This window comes from Pseudomonas putida, from assembly GCF_001636055.1.
Taxonomy (GTDB): Bacteria; Pseudomonadota; Gammaproteobacteria; order Pseudomonadales; family Pseudomonadaceae; genus Aquipseudomonas; species Aquipseudomonas machongensis.
The window spans coordinates 32,944-50,284 of record NZ_CP011789.1; the positions used below are offsets into that span (position 1 = coordinate 32,944).

The window sequence follows — 17,341 nt, forward strand, 5'->3', positions numbered from 1 at the left end:
AACAGGCGAGACGGCCTGCAGAGACCTTAGAAGCGAAAATGCCTCCCCGGTTCCCTGCTACCCCTGCTTTCGTACCATGCCGTTGGTCGGGTCCCGTCACAAATCTCTCATGGCTAATTCATCACGGGCGACATAGCATTCAGCGATGTGGCCCTTTGCCGCACCCTCCTCCCGAAATGCCTGCGCAGACCTTGCACATGACAAAAAATCTCAAGTTCAGCCACAAGATCCTGGTGGCCGCCGCACTCGTGGTGGCCGTCGCCTTCGCCTGCTTCGTGCTGTTCAACGACTATCGCCAGCGCCAGTCGCTGCGCAGTGATACCGAAACCAACCTGCAGGAACTGGGTAACCTCACCGCGGGCAATATCCGCACCTGGCTCGACAGCCGCATCCAGTTGCTACAGTCGTTGGGCCAGCAGGTCGCCGTGGACGGCCCGGAAAAGGCCAGCCTTGACCGCAGCCTGGCGCTGCCGGTCTACGCCAGCAACTTCCAGCTCACCTACTTCGGCGGCAAGGACGGCCGTATGCAATCGGTGCCGGCCGGCAATCGCGCCCCCGACTACGACCCGCGCGCCCGCGGCTGGTACAAGGCCGCCAGCGCCGCCAACCAGACCATCATCACCGAACCCTACATCTCGGCGTCGGCCGGCAAGCTGGTGATCACCCTTGCCACGCCCGTGCAGCAGGCCGGCCAATTGATTGGCGTCAGCGGCGTCGACACCGACCTGCAGACCATCAGCAACCTGGTCAACGCCCTGGACTTCGGCGGCAAGGGCCACGCCTTAATCGTCAACGGCGAAGGCAAGATCCTCATCCATCCCAAGGCCGAGCTGGCACTCAAGACCCTGGCAGACGTCTACCCCAACAACACCCCGCGCATCGGCAAGGGGCTGGCCGAAGTCGAGGCAGACGGTCGCAGCCAGTTCATCAGCTTCACCCACGTCGATGGCGTGCCGGCGGACTGGTACGTCGCACTGGTCCTGGACCAGGATGCTGCCTTCGCCATGCTCGGCGAACTGCGCACCTCGGCGGTGGTAGCCACGCTGATTGCCGTGGTGGTGATCATCGCCCTGCTGGGCCTGCTGATTCGTGTGCTGATGGAGCCGCTGCACGTGATGGGCCGAGCCATGCGCGATATCGCCGAGGGCGAAGGCGACCTGACCCGGCGCCTGACCATCCACGGCCAGGACGAATTCGGCAGCCTGGGGCAGTCGTTCAACCGCTTCGTCGAGCGTATCCACGAGTCGATCCGCGAAGTGGCTTCGGCCACTGGCCAGGTCAACGCCGTGGCCAAGCAGGTGGTGAGTGCATCCAACGCCTCCATCGACAACGCCGACCAGCAGTCCAGCCGCACCAGCAGCGTGGCGGCGGCGATCAACCAGCTGGGCGCCGCAGCCCAGGAGATCGCCCAGAACGCCGCCCTCGCCTCGCAGCACTCCAGCGACGCCCGCGACCTGGCCGCGGAAGGCCAGCAGGTGGTTGGCCAGACCATCGATGTGATGAACAAGCTGTCGGCGCGAATCAGCGATTCGTGCGGCAATATCGAGACGCTCAACGCCCATACCGCGAACATCGGCCAGATTCTCGACGTGATCAGCGGTATCTCCCAGCAGACCAACCTGCTGGCGCTCAACGCCGCCATCGAAGCAGCGCGGGCCGGCGAGGCAGGGCGTGGTTTTGCCGTGGTGGCCGATGAAGTGCGCAACCTGGCGCACCGCACCCAGGAGTCGGCGCAGCAGGTACAGGGGCTGATCGAGGAACTGCAGGCCGGCGCGCAAGTGGCGGTGAGCACCATGAACCAGAGCCAGCAGCACAGTGATCACAGCGTCGAGATCGCCAACCGCGCAGGCGACCGCCTGGGCAGCGTGACCCAGCGCATCGGCGAGATCGACGGCATGAACCAGTCGGTGGCCACGGCGACCGAAGAGCAGACGTCAGTGGTGGAGTCGATCAATGTCGACATCACCGAGATCAATACGCTGAACCAGCAAGGAGTGCAGAACCTGCAGAGCACCTTGCGTGCCTGCAACGACCTGGAGCATCAGGTCGATCGGTTGAAGCAGTTGGTGGGGAGTTTCAGGATATAAGGTTCGGCGGCGCCTTCTTCGCGGATAAACCCGCGAAGAAGGCGCCGCTGATTCAGAACCGGGAACCCGGCTCCAGCAGGAAGTCCATCTCTTCACTGGTACTCGGCCGCCCCAGCATCAGGTTGCGATGCGGGAAACGCCCGAACCGCGCGATCACCCGCTGGTGCTGCTCGGCATAGTCCAGAAAGCCTTCGAACAGCCGGCGATTGGCCTCGGGTTGCTCGTCCAGCAAGACCTGGTAGCGCTCCACGCACAGGTTCTGCCAATCCAGCACCTCGGCGTGCTCCAGCACCAGCAGCACGAACACGCGCTGGATAGGTAGCAGCTGATAGTCCCAGCCCTTCTGCAAACCCTGCATGGCCACCACTTGCGCACGCCGGTCGCCGTCGAAGGCGCGCGGTGTGTCGCGGTAGATCATGCGCGGCAACTGGTCGAGCAGGATCAACAACCCCAACCAGCCCTGCGGGCTCTGCTGCCACTCATCGAGCCCACCCGCCAGGGCCTGCTCGACCAGATCGCCGAACAGTGCCTGGGCCTCGGCATCGTCATGCTTGCCGAACCAGCGGGTGTTTTTCTCGTCAGCCACGGCCTGGGCATTGGTGCCCCAACCGAACCACCACTCCAGCAACGGCTGCCAAGGTGCGAGCATGACTTACTCCTTGTGATAGGCGGTGACGCGCTCGACCTCTTCCTTCGAGCCCAGGATCACCGACACGCGCTGGTGCAGGCTCTCAGGCTTGATGTCGAGGATGCGCTCGTAACCGTTGGTCGATGCGCCGCCGGCCTGCTCGATGATGAACGACATCGGGTTGGCTTCGTACATCAGGCGCAGCTTGCCCGGCTTGCTCGGCTCACGAGCGTCGCGCGGGTACATGAACAGGCCGCCACGGGTCAGGATGCGGTGCACGTCGGCCACCATCGAGGCGATCCAGCGCATGTTGTAGTTCTTTTTCAGCGGCCCGGTCTCACCGGCCAGCAGCTCGCCCACGTAACGCTGCACTGGGGCTTCCCAGTGGCGCTGGTTGGACATGTTGATGGCGAACTCGGCGGTGGTTTCCGGAACGCGGATGTTTTCGTGGGTCAGGACGAAGCTGCCCAGTTCGCGGTCCAGGGTGAAGCCCTTGACGCCATTGCCCAGGGTGAGGATCAGCATGGTCTGCGGGCCGTAGATCGCATAACCGGCGGCGACCTGCTGGGTGCCTGGTTGCAGGAAGGCGTTTTCGTTGAGGGTTTCGTTCTGGCTCAGGTACTCGTTCGGGCAACGCAGCACGGAGAAGATGGTACCGACCGAGACGTTGACGTCGATGTTGGACGAGCCGTCCAGTGGGTCGAAGACCAGCAGGTAAGCGCCTTTGGGATATTTGCCCGGGATCTGGTAGGCGTTGTCCATTTCTTCGGACGCCATGCCGGCCAGGTGGCCGCCCCACTCGTTTGCCTCGAGCAGGATGTCGTTGGAAATGACGTCGAGCTTCTTCTGCACTTCGCCTTGCACGTTTTCGGTGCCCATGCTGCCCAGCACGCCGCCCAGGGCGCCCTTGGACACGTGGTGGCTGATTTCCTTGCACGCGCGCGCCACCACTTCGATCAGGAAGCGCAGATCGGCAGGAGTGTTGTTGCTGCGGGTCTGCTCAATCAGATAGCGACTCAGGGTAACGCGGGACATGTATGGCTCCGAAGTGGAAAGGGGTAGAAAAACCCCCGCAGTTTACAGGGAGAGTGGCAGCCTAGCGAGCGAAGAGACTCGCCTGGCGGATCAGACGGTGGTTCAGGCGATGAGTTCAGGCAGTTGGTCGGCGGCGACCCCATCGCGGGGCAAGCCCGCTCCTGCAGGGCCAGCGCCGTCCTTTGCAGGAGCGGGCTTGCCCTGCGACCGGGCCGGAACTGACACCCTGCTAATCCAATGCCTTCCAGATCTCAGTGGCATATTCGCGAATGGTCCGGTCCGACGAGAACCAGCCCATCCGTGCGGTATTGAGCACCGCCATGCGCCACCACTCCTGCGGCGTATGCCACAGTTCCTCGACCCGCAGTTGGGCATCCCAGTACGCATCGAAATCGGCACACAGCAGGAAGCGATCGTAGGCCACCAGGCCGTCGATCAGCCCGGCATAGCGCCCTGGATCATCCGGCGAGAACACCCCGCTGCGGATCGCCTGCAGGACATCGCCAAGGCGCCCCGAAGCGGCCACGGCAGCCGCCGCACCGAAATCGCCCGCGCGCTTGCGGGCCTCGACCTGCTGGGCGGTCAGGCCAAAGATGAACATGTTTTCCGCGCCGACCTGCTCGCACATCTCGACGTTGGCGCCATCGAGGGTGCCGATGGTCAGCGCGCCGTTGAGGGCGAACTTCATGTTGCTGGTACCGGACGCTTCGTACCCGGCAGTGGAAATCTGCTCGGAAAGGTCGGCCGCCGGGATGATGCTCTCGGCCAGGCTGACGTTGTAGTTGGGCAGGAACACCACCTTGAGCAGCCCGCGCACGGTGGGGTCGTTGTTGACCACCCGGGCGATGTCGTTGGTCAGCTTGATGATCAGCTTGGCCTGGTGATAGCTGGCTGCCGCCTTGCCGGCGAAGATCTTCACCCGCGGCGCCCACTGGGTGGTCGGGTCGTTGCGGATGGCCTGGTACAGCGCGACGGTATGCAACAGGTTGAGCAACTGGCGCTTGTACTCGTGGATACGCTTGACCTGCACGTCGAACAACGCTTCGGGATTGACCGTCACGCCGATGCGGTCCTGGATGATGCTCGCCAGTGCGCGCTTGCTGTGCAGGCGCTGGGCTGCGAACTGCTTGCGGAAGGTGGCTTTATCGGCATGAGGCGCCAGCGCCTTGAGCTTGCCCTCCGGATCGTCCAGCACCTCGGCGCCCAGGGCGTCGACCAGCATGCCGGTCAACTGCGGATTGGCCTGGTACAGCCAGCGGCGGAAGGTGATGCCGTTGGTCTTGTTGTTGATCCGTTGCGGATACAGCTTGTGCAATTCGGCGAACACCGTGCTCTTCATCAACTTGCTATGCAGCGCCGACACGCCGTTGACGCTGTGCGAACCGAGAAACGCCAGGTTGCCCATGCGCACACGGCGGCCGTTGTCCTCCTCGATCAGCGACACCGCGCGCAGCACGTCGAAGTCGTGCAAGCCTTTGGCCCGCAGCGCGTCGATGTGGTACGCGTTGATCAGGTAGATGATCTGCATGTGCCGCGGCAGCATGCGCTCCATCAGCGCCACAGGCCAGGTTTCCAAGGCCTCGGGCAGCAGGGTGTGGTTGGTGTAGGCCAGGGTGCCGACCGTCAGCTCCCAGGCCTTTTCCCAGGGAATCCCGTGCTGGTCGACCAGCAGGCGCATCAGCTCGGCGACGGCGATCGAGGGGTGGGTGTCGTTGAGCTGGATCGCCGCCGAGTCCGGCAGGTTGAGCAGGTCATCGTGCATGTTCAGGTGACGTCGCAGCAGATCCTGCAGCGACGCGGAGACGAAGAAGTATTCCTGGCGCAGGCGCAATTCCTGCCCCGCTTCGGTGCTGTCGGCCGGGTAAAGCACCCGCGAGATGCTTTCGGCCCGCGCCACTTCGGCCACCGCCCCCAGGTGATCGCCGGCATTGAAGCGCTCCAGGTGCAACTCTTCGAGCGCCCGGGCACGCCACAGGCGCAAGGTATTGACGCTGGAGCCGCGCCAGCCGACCACCGGCGTATCGTAGGCCACTGCACGCACGGTTTCGCCCGGCGTCCAGACCTGCCGCGCAGCACCATGGGCATCGTGCAGCGTTTCGACACTGCCGCCAAAACTGATCGGGTAGATCACCTCGGCGCGCTCGAACTCCCAAGGGTTGCCGAAGTCCAGCCAGTTCTCGGTCTGCTCCTGCTGCCAACCATCGACGATGGCCTGGCGGAACAACCCGTGCTCGTAGCGGATACCGTAGCCATGGGCAGCAATGCCGAGGGTCGACATGCTTTCCATGAAGCACGCCGCCAGCCGTCCCAGGCCACCATTACCCAGCGCCGCATCGGGCTCGAGCAGGCGAATGCGCTCAAGGTCCACGTCCAGCCCCTCGAGCGCTTCACGGGCGATTTCCAGATAGCCCAGGTTGCTCAGGCTGTCGTACAGCAGTCGGCCGATGAGGAATTCCAGGGAGAGGTAGTAGACCCGCTTCTGGCTGCGCCGGTAGGCCCGGCGGGTGTGGTCCATCCAGTGGTCGACCATGTGATCGCGGGCGGCCAGGGCGATGGCTTCGAACCAGTCATGGTCGAAGGCATGTTCCGGGTCCTTGCCGACCGCGTAGGTCAGTTTGTCCAGTACAGCGGCGCGAAACGCGGCCACCTCGGCGTCACGAGCTTTGGGTTCCTGGGACATGCGGCATCCTCGGGCAAGTTGACGAATACGGAGGGAGATTGAAGAGACTAGACCCTTCGACAGGGAGTGACAGGCTCGGTTCGCAGTTTTCATGCCGGCTTGGCGATTCCGGCAAAAGGTTGTTCACAAATTGAACAACTCCGGTATGATCGCGCGCCCCAAGACCGTGATCCGCCCACTATTAAAATGAAACCGACCCTGATCGCCGCCGCCGAAGTCGACCGCCTGGAAACCTGGCAGCGCTACACCAGCAGCATGTGCCATGGCTGCCATTCGACCTGCTGTACCCTGCCTGTTGAGGTGAAGATCAAGGATCTGATCCGCATCGGCGTGGTGGACGAGTTCGAGAAGGACGAGCCGCCGAAGAACGTCGCCAAGCGCCTGCAGAAAGAAGGCATCATCGAACGCTTCAACCAGAAGTCGGGCATCTTCACCCTGACCCGGATGAGCAACGACGATTGCATGTATCTGGACCGCAAGAGCCGCCTGTGCACCATTTATGACAAGCGCCCGGATACCTGCCGCAACCACCCCAAGGTCGGACCGCGGCCGGGGTACTGTGCGTACAAGCCCAAAGTGGTTGGGCGATAGGCCTGTAGCGCCGGTACGGGCCTCTTCGCGGGCTTGCCCGCGAAGAGGCCGGCACGAATACAACGCAGTCTGCAGACAAACAAAAACGCCCCCGGCCTTTCGACCGGGGGCGTTTTCATTCAGCCTGAGCTAACTCAGTTCTTGGCTTTCTTGGCAGCGCGGGTACGCTCGCCTTCGTCCAGGATCTTCTTGCGCAGACGGATCGACTTCGGCGTCACTTCGCACAGCTCGTCGTCCTGGATGAATTCCAGGGCCTGCTCGAGGGTGTGGCGAACCGGCGGAACCAGGGCGATGACTTCGTCTTTGCCCGAAGCACGCATGTTGTCGAGCTTCTTGCCTTTGGTCGGGTTCACGCCCAGGTCGTTGTCACGGCTGTTCAGACCGATGATCTGACCGTTGTAGATCTCCTGGCCGTGCTCGACGAACAGCTTGCCGCGCGCCTGCAGGGTTTCCAGCGAGTAGGTCAGGGCCTTGCCGGTCTCGACCGAAACCAGAACACCGTTCAGACGGCCGGACATCTGGCCCGACTTCATGGTGTCGTAGCGATCGAAGATCGAGGTCAGGATGCCTGCACCGTTGGTCAGGGTCAGGAACTGGTTACGGAAACCGATCAGACCACGGGCCGGAATGTTGTATTCCAGGCGCACACGGCCCTTGCCATCCGGGACCATGTTGGTCAGGTCGCCCTTACGCAGGCCCATCTCTTCCATGACCTTGCCCTGGGATTCTTCAGGGATGTCGATGGTGACGTTCTCGAACGGTTCCTGCTTCACGCCATCCACTTCACGGATGATCACTTCAGGACGGCCTACAGCCATCTCGAAGCCTTCGCGGCGCATGGTTTCGATCAGAACCGACAGGTGCAGCTCACCACGGCCCGATACCTTGAACTTGTCAGGGGAGTCGGTTTCCTGAACGCGCAGGGCTACGTTGTACAGCAGCTCCTTGTCCAGACGGTCCTTGATGTTGCGGCTGGTGACGAACTTGCCTTCTTTACCGCAGAACGGCGAGTCGTTGACCTGGAAGGTCATCGAAACGGTTGGCTCGTCGACGGTCAGCGGCTTCATCGCCTCTACCGCGTCCGGGGCGCACAGGGTGTCGGAGATGAACAGCTCGTCGAAACCGCTGATGCAGACGATGTCGCCAGCCTGGGCTTCTTCGACGTCGACGCGGTGCAGGCCGTGGTGGCCCATCAGCTTGAGGATACGACCGTTGCGCTTCTTGCCGTCGGTGTCGATGGCGACAACCGGAGTGTTCGGCTTGACGCGACCACGGGCGATACGGCCAACGCCGATAACACCGAGGAAGCTGTTGTAGTCCAGAGCGGAGATCTGCATCTGGAACGGACCTTCACGGTCAACGTTCGGCGCAGGTACGTTGTCGACGATCGACTGGTACAGCGCGGTCATGTCCTCACCCATTTCGGTGTGGTCCAGACCGGCGATGCCGTTCAGGGCCGAAGCGTAGACGACTTTGAAGTCCAGCTGTTCGTCGGTGGCACCGAGGTTGTCGAACAGGTCGAAGATCTGGTCCAGAACCCAGTCAGGACGCGCGCCCGGACGGTCGACCTTGTTGATCACGACGATTGGCTTGAGACCGGCTTCGAAGGCTTTCTTGGTTACGAAGCGGGTTTGCGGCATCGGGCCGTCCTGGGCGTCGACCAGCAGCAGCACCGAGTCGACCATCGACATTACACGCTCGACCTCGCCACCGAAGTCGGCGTGGCCGGGGGTGTCGACGATGTTGATGTGGTAGCCGTTCCAGTTGATGGCGGTGTTCTTCGCCAGAATGGTAATGCCGCGCTCTTTTTCCTGGTCGTTGGAGTCCATGACGCGCTCGTCGTTGAGCTCGTTACGCTCCAGGGTGCCGGACTGGCGCAGGAGTTTGTCGACCAGGGTGGTTTTACCATGGTCAACGTGGGCGATGATGGCGATGTTACGCAGATTTTCGATCACAACTGTATCTCGTGCAGAGGATTCGGTTTGCCGCCAGTCTAGGCGGCCAATATGAAGGTAAAAGGCTCAGCGGGCCCGCAGGTCGGGAGGGCGATGGCGGATGCTGCCGCCATACAGCCCTGGCGTCTTATGCCGGACGATAAACACGCACATTGGCATGTCCCTCACTGAGCAGGTGGTGTGCGTGCAGACGGCTCATCACACCCTTGTCGCAATAAAGCAGGTACTGCCGGTTGGCATCGAGCTGCTTGAACTTGCTGTTGATCGCGTAGAACGGCAGTGCCTGGACCTCGACGCCGTCGATCTGCAGCGGCGCGTCTTCCTGGGCGTCAGGGTGACGGATGTCGATGACGATCTGACCTGGCAGCGCCTCTGCCACTTCCTCGATATCGATATCCTTGCCCAACTCGTCGATCACGTGGTCGATGGAGATCAGCTTGGCGCGCTCCAGGGCGCGCTCGAGCACCGCCATGTCGAACTGCTTCTCTTCATGCTCCATGCGGTGGCGCTTGGCATGGGTGGTCGGGTTCACCGAGATCACGCCGCAGTACTCGGGCATGTGCTTGGCGAAATCGGCGGTGCCGATCTGGTAGGCGGTATCGATGATGTCCTGCTTGTGGCTGGCCAGCAGCGGACGCAGCACCAGCTTGTCGGTGGCCGAGTCGATGATCGCAAGGTTGGGCAGGGTCTGGCTGGAAACCTGGGAGATCGCCTCGCCGGTGACCAGGGCGTCGATTTCCAGGCGATCGGCCATGCGCGCCGCGGCACGCAGCATCATGCGCTTGAGCGTCACGCCCATATAGCTGTTGTCGACCTTGCCGAGAATCTCGCCGACCACTTCCTCGAACGGCACGCTGATGAACAGCACGCGCTGGCTGCTGCCGTATTTCTTCCACAGGTAGTGCGCGACTTCCATCACGCCCAGCTCGTGGGCACGGCCACCGAGGTTGAAGAAGCAGAAGTGGGTCATCAGGCCGCGGCGCATCATCTGGTAGGCAGCCACGGTGGAGTCGAAGCCACCGGACATCAGCACCAGCGTCTGCTCCAGCGCACCCAGCGGGTAGCCGCCGATGCCGTTGTGCTGGTTGTGGATGACGTACAGGCGCTGGTCGCGGATTTCGATGCGCACCATCACTTCGGGGGTCTTCAGGTCGATGCCGGCGGCGCCGCACTGCTGGCGCAGCTGGCTGCCGACATAGCGGTCGACGTCCATCGAGGTGAAGTCGTGGTGGCCGCCGCGCTTGCAGCGTACGGCGAAGCGCTTGCCGGCCAGCAGGTGGCCGAAGTGCTGCCTGCATTTGTCGACGATGTCGTCGAAGTCGCCCAGCGGATACTCCTGCACCTGCAGGAAGTGGGTGATACCTGGGGTGCAGGTCAGGCGTTCGATCATCTCGCGCTGGACTTTCTCGTCTTCGATGCGGGTGACCACCTCGAGATTATCCCAGACACCATCGACCACGAGCTCAGGATCCAGATCCTTGAGCACGTTGCGGATGTTCTTGCCGAGCTGGCGGATGAAGCGCTTGCGCACCGGCCGGCTCTTGATGGTGATCTCTGGGAAGACTTTGACGATAAGTTTCATTGGGTTAACAGCGCGCCCGGGGCCTGCCGAAAATGAGGGGCGCGAATTATAGCGGAAATGGCTCGAGGTTTGAGCAACTTTTGATCAGAGGCATGCAGATAAATGCAAGAGCCCGGGTTTGTAGTGGCTGTCGCGGCCCTATCGCGGGACAAGCCCGCTCCCACAGGGATTGGACTGGTCTTAAGATTTTTAAATCATGTGGGAGCGGGCTTGTCCCGCGATAGGGCCCTCAAACAACGCATCACTCTCGAGAAATTGCACCAAAATAGTTCATCAAGACGGAAAAATGCCTTTAAACAGTGCGACAACCCGCGCCCGCCACCCGCCAAACACCCGCAAACGCCTATTTTCACGGCACCCTCGCCATTTTCGGGCACTGGCATGCAATTTGCTCCCTTGTGATGCAGGTAAGCTTGGCCGACTATCCGCGCCCGGCGACACCCTTTTTCCAGGGCAGCGGCCAAGCGCACCCTAGACCATCCGGAGGACAACATGTCGAAGTCGGTTCAACTCATCAAAGATCATGACGTCAAGTGGATTGATCTGCGTTTCACGGACACCAAAGGCAAACAGCACCACGTCACCATGCCGGCTCGCGATGCGCTGGATGAAGACTTCTTCGAAGCTGGCAAGATGTTCGACGGCTCCTCCATCGAGGGCTGGAAAGGCATCGAAGCTTCCGACATGATCCTGCTGCCGGACGACTCGTCCGCCGTGCTCGACCCGTTCACCGAAGAGCCGACCCTGATCTTGGTCTGCGACGTGATCGAGCCGTCCACCATGCAAGGCTACGACCGCGACCCACGCGCCATCGCCAAGCGTGCCGAAGAGTTCCTGAAGAGCACCGGCATCGGCGACACCGTATTCGTCGGCCCAGAGCCTGAGTTCTTCATCTTCGACCAGGTGAAGTTCAAGTCGGACATCTCCGGCTCGATGTTCAAGATCTACTCCGAGCAAGGCTCCTGGATGACCGACCAGGACGTCGAAGGCGGCAACAAGGGCCACCGCCCTGCCGTCAAAGGCGGCTACTTCCCGGTTCCGCCGTGCGACCACGACCACGAAATCCGTACCGCCATGTGCAACGCCATGGAAGAAATGGGCCTGGTCATCGAAGTTCACCACCATGAAGTGGCGACTGCCGGCCAGAACGAGATCGGTGTGAAGTTCAACACCCTGGTCACCAAGGCTGACGAAGTCCAGACCCTGAAGTACTGCGTACACAACGTTGCCGACGCCTATGGCAAGACCGCAACCTTCATGCCGAAGCCACTGTACGGCGACAACGGCTCGGGCATGCACGTTCACATGTCGATCTCCAAGGACGGCAAGAACACCTTCTCCGGCGAAGGCTATGCCGGCCTGTCCGACACCGCCCTGTACTTCATCGGCGGTATCATCAAGCACGGTAAGGCCCTGAACGGCTTCACCAACCCGGCTACCAACTCCTACAAGCGTCTGGTACCAGGCTTCGAAGCTCCGGTCATGCTGGCCTACTCGGCTCGTAACCGCTCGGCCTCGATCCGTATCCCTTACGTTTCCAGCCCGAAAGCCCGCCGCATCGAAGCGCGCTTCCCGGACCCGGCTGCCAACCCGTACCTGTGCTTCGCTGCACTGCTGATGGCCGGCCTGGACGGTATCCAGAACAAGATCCACCCAGGCGATGCCGCCGACAAGAACCTGTACGACCTGCCGCCTGAAGAGGCCAAAGAGATCCCACAGGTTTGCGGTAGCCTGAAAGAAGCCCTGGAAGAGCTGGACAAGGGCCGTGCGTTCCTGACCAAGGGCGGCGTGTTCTCCGACGACTTCATCGATGCCTACATCGAGCTGAAGTCCGAAGAAGAGATCAAGGTCCGTACCTTCGTTCACCCGCTGGAATACGACCTGTACTACAGCGTTTGATGTGCGCGGCGCCTGCGCCGTGACCGTCTAGAGAACGGCCTCCTTCGGGAGGCCGTTTGCGTTTTCACATCCAGGATTTGCAGAACCTTCCTACTAGAAGGTTAGTTGAATTACTGCGAGACTCAGAGGCTCCAACCCCATGGAGACTTCCCATGCGTCGTTCATTTATCACCTTCTCCTGCATCGCAGGGCTGTCCGCTTGCGTGAATGCCAACGAGCCCCGCTCCCCCTTCGATCCGCTGCTCGACAGCATCGAACAGCGACTGGAAATCGCCCAGGCTGTCGCACTGCATAAATGGGATCGTGACCAACCGGTTCAAGACAGCCCACGCGAGCAACAGGTACTGGCCAAGGTCGGCCAGGCAGCCAGTGCCCATCGATTGAGCGCCGACCGTGCCGAACAGTTCTTTGCCGATCAGATAGAAGCCAACAAGCTCAGGCAGTATCACCTGCTCAACCAGTGGCACCTGCAACATCAAGCGCCTGATATTCCGCGCCAGGACCTCGCCAGCGAGATACGCCCCATACTGGATCAGCTCCAGGACCGATTGCTCGATGCACTGGCCGAGTTCGACCAGCAACGTCCGCAGCGCTGCAGCGAAGCCCTGGCTGAAGCGATTGCATCGAGAACTACCGATGCCCCGCGTCGCCTGTTCCTGATCAGGGCGACCGCCAACCTGTGCCAACGCCCCTGACGCTCTATGCTCTATATTGGTGCACAAAACCGCTGAACGCCCCGCAATGCACCCCAAATTAGGTCAGGAGAATCGGTAAACCAGGCTTTTCTGAGCCGATTTTGCGCATATCCAGCGCTTTATCGGGCAATTCCGCTTCTTTTCGGAGCCTTGGTTTGTTTCTTGCATTTTCAGGCTATCAGCGGATTACCAGCGTGCCCGCCCCTGGTCGAGCCAGGGGCGCCATGTGCCAGAACAGCGCCAAAAGAGGTCAACCACGCACCATGACCATCAGCGATGCACAGCACCGTCTGCTCCTGGACAACCTGACCACTGCCACCTTGCTGCTCAACAGCGACCTGCGCCTTGAGTACATGAACCCGGCAGCGGAAATGCTCCTGGCCGTCAGCGGCCAGCGCAGCCATGGCCAGTTCATCAGTGAGCTGTTCACCGAATCGACCGAGGCGCTCAATTCCCTGCGCCAGGCCGTGGAACAGGCGCACCCGTTCACCAAGCGCGAAGCCCAACTGACTTCGTTGACCGGCCAGAGCATCACCGTCGACTACGCCGTGACGCCGATCCTGCACCAGGGCAACACCCTGCTGCTGCTCGAAGTCCACCCGCGCGACCGCCTGCTGCGCATCACCAAGGAAGAGGCGCAACTGAGCAAGCAGGAAACCACCAAGATGCTGGTGCGCGGCCTCGCCCACGAGATCAAGAACCCGCTCGGCGGCATCCGTGGCGCAGCGCAGTTGCTGGCCCGCGAGCTGCCCGAAGACGGCCTGCGCGACTACACCAACGTCATCATCGAAGAAGCCGACCGCCTGCGTAACCTGGTCGACCGTATGCTCGGTTCGAACAAGCTGCCGTCGCTGTCGATGACCAACGTGCACGAAGTGCTCGAACGTGTCTGCAGCCTGGTGGAGGCCGAAAGCCAGGGCGGCATCACCCTGGTGCGCGATTACGACCCGAGCCTGCCGGACGTGCTGATCGACCGCGAGCAGATGATCCAGGCCGTACTCAATATCGTGCGCAACGCCATGCAGGCGATCAGCGGGCAGAACGAACTGCGCCTGGGCCGCATCACCCTGCGCACCCGCGCGGTGCGCCAGTTCACCATCGGCCATGTCCGCCACAGGCTGGTGGCACGGGTCGAAATCATCGACAACGGCCCCGGCATTCCCGCGGAACTGCAGGACACCCTCTTCTATCCCATGGTCAGCGGGCGCCCGGACGGTACCGGGCTCGGGCTGGCCATTACCCAGAACATCATCAGTCAGCATCAGGGCCTGATCGAGTGTGAAAGCCATGCCGGCCATACCACCTTCTCGATCTTCCTGCCCCTGGAACAAGGAGCCACAGCCCCATGAGCCGTAGTGAAACCGTGTGGATCGTCGACGATGATCGTTCCATCCGCTGGGTCCTGGAAAAAGCCCTGCAACAAGAGGGCATGACCACCCAGAGCTTCGACAGTGCCGACGGGGTCATGGGTCGCCTGGCCCGGCAGCAGCCGGACGTGATCATCTCCGACATCCGCATGCCTGGCGCCAGCGGCCTGGACCTGCTCGCGCAGATTCGCGAACAGCACCCGCGCCTGCCGGTGATCATCATGACCGCCCACTCCGATCTGGACAGCGCGGTGGCGTCCTACCAAGGGGGTGCCTTCGAGTACCTGCCCAAGCCGTTCGACGTCGATGAGGCGGTGTCGCTGGTCAAGCGCGCCAACCAGCACGCCCAGGAACAGCAGGCGCTCGAAGCGCCGCCCGTACTCGCCCGCACGCCCGAGATCATCGGCGAGGCCCCGGCGATGCAGGAGGTGTTTCGCGCCATCGGCCGGCTGAGCCATTCCAACATCACCGTGCTGATCAACGGCGAGTCCGGCACCGGCAAGGAACTGGTCGCCCACGCGCTGCACCGCCACAGCCCGCGTGCGGCTTCGCCGTTCATCGCGCTGAACATGGCGGCGATTCCCAAGGACCTGATGGAGTCCGAGCTGTTCGGCCACGAGAAAGGCGCCTTCACCGGCGCGGCCAACCAGCGGCGCGGACGCTTCGAGCAGGCTGACGGCGGCACCTTGTTCCTCGACGAGATCGGCGACATGCCTGCCGACACCCAGACCCGCCTGCTGCGCGTGCTGGCCGATGGCGAGTTCTATCGGGTCGGTGGCCATGTACCGGTGAAGGTGGACGTGCGCATCATCGCCGCGACGCACCAGAACCTGGAATCGCTGGTACAGGCCGGCAAGTTCCGTGAAGACCTGTTCCATCGCCTCAACGTGATCCGCATCCACATCCCGCGCCTGGCTGACCGGCGCGAGGACATCCCGGCCCTCGCCCGCCACTTCCTGGGCCGTGCGGCGCGGGAGCTGGCGGTCGAGCCCAAGCTGCTGAAGCCGGAAACCGAGGAGTTCATGCGCAACCTGCCTTGGCCTGGCAACGTACGTCAGCTGGAGAACACCTGCCGCTGGATCACGGTGATGGCCTCGAGCCGCGAAGTGCTGATCGGCGACCTGCCGCCAGAGCTGCTCAACCTGCCGCACGATGCCGCACCGGTCACCAACTGGGAGCAGGCACTGCGCCAGTGGGCCGACCAGGCCCTGGCGCGCGGGCAGTCGAACCTGCTCGACAGCGCCGTGCCGAGCTTCGAACGGATCATGATCGAGACCGCGCTCAAGCACACCGCCGGACGCCGCCGCGATGCCGCAGTGCTGCTGGGATGGGGGCGCAACACCCTGACGCGCAAGATCAAGGAGCTGGGGATGAAGGTCGATGGCGGGGATGACGATGAGGGTGAGGATCACTGACGACTGACGCGTCGCGCTGCGCTCAACCGATCAAAAGCAAGCCCCGCTCCTGTAGGAGCGGGGCTTGCCCGCGAACACGGGCGTAGCCCGTGCCATGCACCGCGGTGTCTTTTTCGCGGGCAAGCCCGCTCCCACATTACCCCTCCAGCCCTCCCCTGCACCGATCCTGTGCCACTTGCACCTCGGCAAGGCACAAATCCCTTGAATCCTCGCAAAACCGCCCTGAAAACCCAGTATTTCCGGGCCTTTCAAAACTGGCACGCCCCCTGCAATAGGTACTGTATCTCCAGTTTCGGGGGCCTCGGTACAGGCAGGCCGGGATATCCCCTCTTTTATTCGCAACACCGCCCGTTTCGGGGACCTCGGTACAGGCAGGCCGGGACTCCCTCTTTTATTCGCAACATCGCCCGTTTTGGGGACCTCGGTACAGGCAGGCCGGGACTCCCTCTTTTATTCGCAACATCGCCCGTTTTGGGGACCTTGGTACAGGCAGGCCGAGACATCCCCTCTTTTATTCGTGCAGCCTCACCTGCACCCGCCAGCGCCCAGCGTCCTCTGCAGCGGCCCACGTACCGCTCAGGGGACGCGCGGCCACCACCGTCAGCACCAGCCCTTCCTCGCTCTGCTGCAAACGCCAGCCCACCGGCTTGCCCTGCAGGCTCAACTGTCCACGCTGGGCCTTGCCCTCGGCCTGGAACACCACGGCCACCGTACCCTCGACGTTCTCGCCATGCAGCCTGGGCTCTGCGTTGAACCACAGGTCGAGGCCGTCCTGAACCGCCTCAACGCGCTCGAGCACACGTTCTTCGGGGGTAGTCAGGCGACCGATCATCAGCCCTACCATCACGCCGACGATCGCCATCGACAGCAACACCCGTGGCCAAGCCTTCGAACGCGGGTCCGGTTCGAGGGTAGAATGCTCGTCATCTTCGTGCCTGGAGCCGTGCATGTTTCACGTCATCCTCTTTCAACCAGAAATTCCGCCAAACACCGGCAATATCATCCGCCTCTGCGCCAACAGCGGCTGCGACCTGCACTTGATCGAGCCGATCGGCTTCGAGCTGGACGACAAGCGCCTGCGTCGTGCGGGGCTGGATTATCACGAGTATGCCACGCTCAAGCGCCATGAGAGCCTCGAAGCATGCCTGGTGAGCCTGGGGCAACCGCGCCTGTTCGCCTTCACCACCAAGGCCTCGCACCCCTTCCATGAAGTGGCCTACCAGCCAGGAGATGCCTTCCTGTTCGGCCCTGAAAGCCGCGGCCTGCCCGCCGAGGTGCTGGACAGCCTGCCCGCCGAGCAACGCCTGCGCCTGCCGATGCGCCCCGGATGCCGCAGCCTGAACCTGTCCAATACAGTGGCCGTCACGGTATACGAGGCCTGGCGCCAACAAGGCTTCGCCTGAGCAG

The 17,341-nt window shown here is 62.4% G+C and carries 13 protein-coding genes and 1 pseudogene; 8 read left to right on the top strand and 6 right to left on the bottom strand.

Going from position 1 to position 17,341, the window contains the following annotated elements:
• Positions 1–197: 197 nt before the first annotated feature.
• Positions 198–1,184, top strand: a pseudogene (locus AB688_RS27410) (cache domain-containing protein); the annotation flags it as partial.
• Between the two features lie 177 nt (positions 1,185–1,361).
• Positions 1,362–2,087: a methyl-accepting chemotaxis protein gene (locus tag AB688_RS27415; RefSeq protein ID WP_370671317.1), complete on the top strand. Its 726-nt coding sequence runs from the start codon at positions 1,362–1,364 to the stop codon at positions 2,085–2,087.
• A 52-nt stretch (positions 2,088–2,139) separates the two neighbouring features.
• Here AB688_RS27415 and AB688_RS00130 read toward each other — a convergent pair whose 3' ends face one another.
• The 3 genes from AB688_RS00130 to AB688_RS00140 all read right to left on the bottom strand — a co-directional run bounded on the left by AB688_RS00130 (position 2,140) and on the right by AB688_RS00140 (position 6,430).
• On the bottom strand, positions 2,140–2,736 hold the full coding sequence (locus AB688_RS00130; RefSeq protein ID WP_054895278.1) for a DUF924 family protein: 597 nt from the start codon (positions 2,734–2,736) through the stop codon (positions 2,140–2,142).
• Between the two features lie 3 nt (positions 2,737–2,739).
• On the bottom strand, positions 2,740–3,750 hold the full coding sequence (locus AB688_RS00135) for a class 1 fructose-bisphosphatase (protein WP_054895279.1): 1,011 nt from the start codon (positions 3,748–3,750) through the stop codon (positions 2,740–2,742).
• A 229-nt stretch (positions 3,751–3,979) separates the two neighbouring features.
• Positions 3,980–6,430 (bottom strand): glycogen/starch/alpha-glucan phosphorylase, encoded by a 2,451-nt coding sequence (locus tag AB688_RS00140; protein ID WP_063541416.1) that lies wholly within the window; start codon positions 6,428–6,430, stop codon positions 3,980–3,982.
• A gap of 186 nt (positions 6,431–6,616) precedes the next feature.
• Between AB688_RS00140 and AB688_RS00145 the strand changes: the two genes are divergently transcribed.
• Entirely contained in the window at positions 6,617–7,021 is a 405-nt protein-coding gene (locus AB688_RS00145) for a YkgJ family cysteine cluster protein (protein ID WP_054895281.1), read from the top strand.
• Between the two features lie 134 nt (positions 7,022–7,155).
• On the opposite strand, the gene typA is transcribed toward AB688_RS00145, so the two are convergent.
• Both typA and thiI read right to left on the bottom strand, forming a co-directional pair.
• Positions 7,156–8,976: a translational GTPase TypA gene (gene typA / locus AB688_RS00150; RefSeq protein ID WP_054895282.1), complete on the bottom strand. Its 1,821-nt coding sequence runs from the start codon at positions 8,974–8,976 to the stop codon at positions 7,156–7,158.
• A gap of 127 nt (positions 8,977–9,103) precedes the next feature.
• A complete protein-coding gene (thiI, locus tag AB688_RS00155) occupies positions 9,104–10,558 on the bottom strand; it encodes a tRNA uracil 4-sulfurtransferase ThiI (RefSeq protein WP_063541418.1) in 1,455 nt (484 codons plus the stop codon).
• 492 nt (positions 10,559–11,050) lie between these two features.
• Between thiI and glnA the strand changes: the two genes are divergently transcribed.
• The 4 genes from glnA (at position 11,051) to ntrC (ending at position 15,934) form a co-directional block, all read left to right on the top strand.
• Positions 11,051–12,457, top strand: coding sequence for a glutamate--ammonia ligase (gene glnA / locus AB688_RS00160; protein ID WP_063541420.1), 1,407 nt, complete (start codon positions 11,051–11,053; stop codon positions 12,455–12,457).
• A gap of 152 nt (positions 12,458–12,609) precedes the next feature.
• A complete protein-coding gene (locus tag AB688_RS00165; RefSeq protein WP_063541422.1) occupies positions 12,610–13,152 on the top strand; it encodes a chorismate mutase in 543 nt (180 codons plus the stop codon).
• Between the two features lie 263 nt (positions 13,153–13,415).
• Positions 13,416–14,501 carry a nitrogen regulation protein NR(II) gene (gene glnL, locus AB688_RS00170; RefSeq protein ID WP_063541424.1) on the top strand — a complete coding sequence of 362 codons (1,086 nt, stop codon included), beginning with the start codon at positions 13,416–13,418 and terminating at the stop codon, positions 14,499–14,501.
• Positions 14,498–15,934: a nitrogen regulation protein NR(I) gene (gene ntrC, locus AB688_RS00175; RefSeq protein WP_063541426.1), complete on the top strand. Its 1,437-nt coding sequence runs from the start codon at positions 14,498–14,500 to the stop codon at positions 15,932–15,934. Before glnL ends, ntrC begins: the two co-directional genes overlap by 4 nt.
• Positions 15,935–16,445: 511 nt before the next feature.
• On the opposite strand, the gene AB688_RS00180 is transcribed toward ntrC, so the two are convergent.
• Positions 16,446–16,883, bottom strand: coding sequence for a hypothetical protein (locus AB688_RS00180; RefSeq protein WP_063541428.1), 438 nt, complete (start codon positions 16,881–16,883; stop codon positions 16,446–16,448).
• Between AB688_RS00180 and trmL the strand changes: the two genes are divergently transcribed.
• Positions 16,882–17,337, top strand: coding sequence for a tRNA (uridine(34)/cytosine(34)/5-carboxymethylaminomethyluridine(34)-2'-O)-methyltransferase TrmL (gene trmL, locus AB688_RS00185; protein ID WP_063541430.1), 456 nt, complete (start codon positions 16,882–16,884; stop codon positions 17,335–17,337). The genes AB688_RS00180 and trmL overlap by 2 nt on opposite strands.
• The last annotated feature ends 4 nt before the right edge of the window (positions 17,338–17,341 follow it).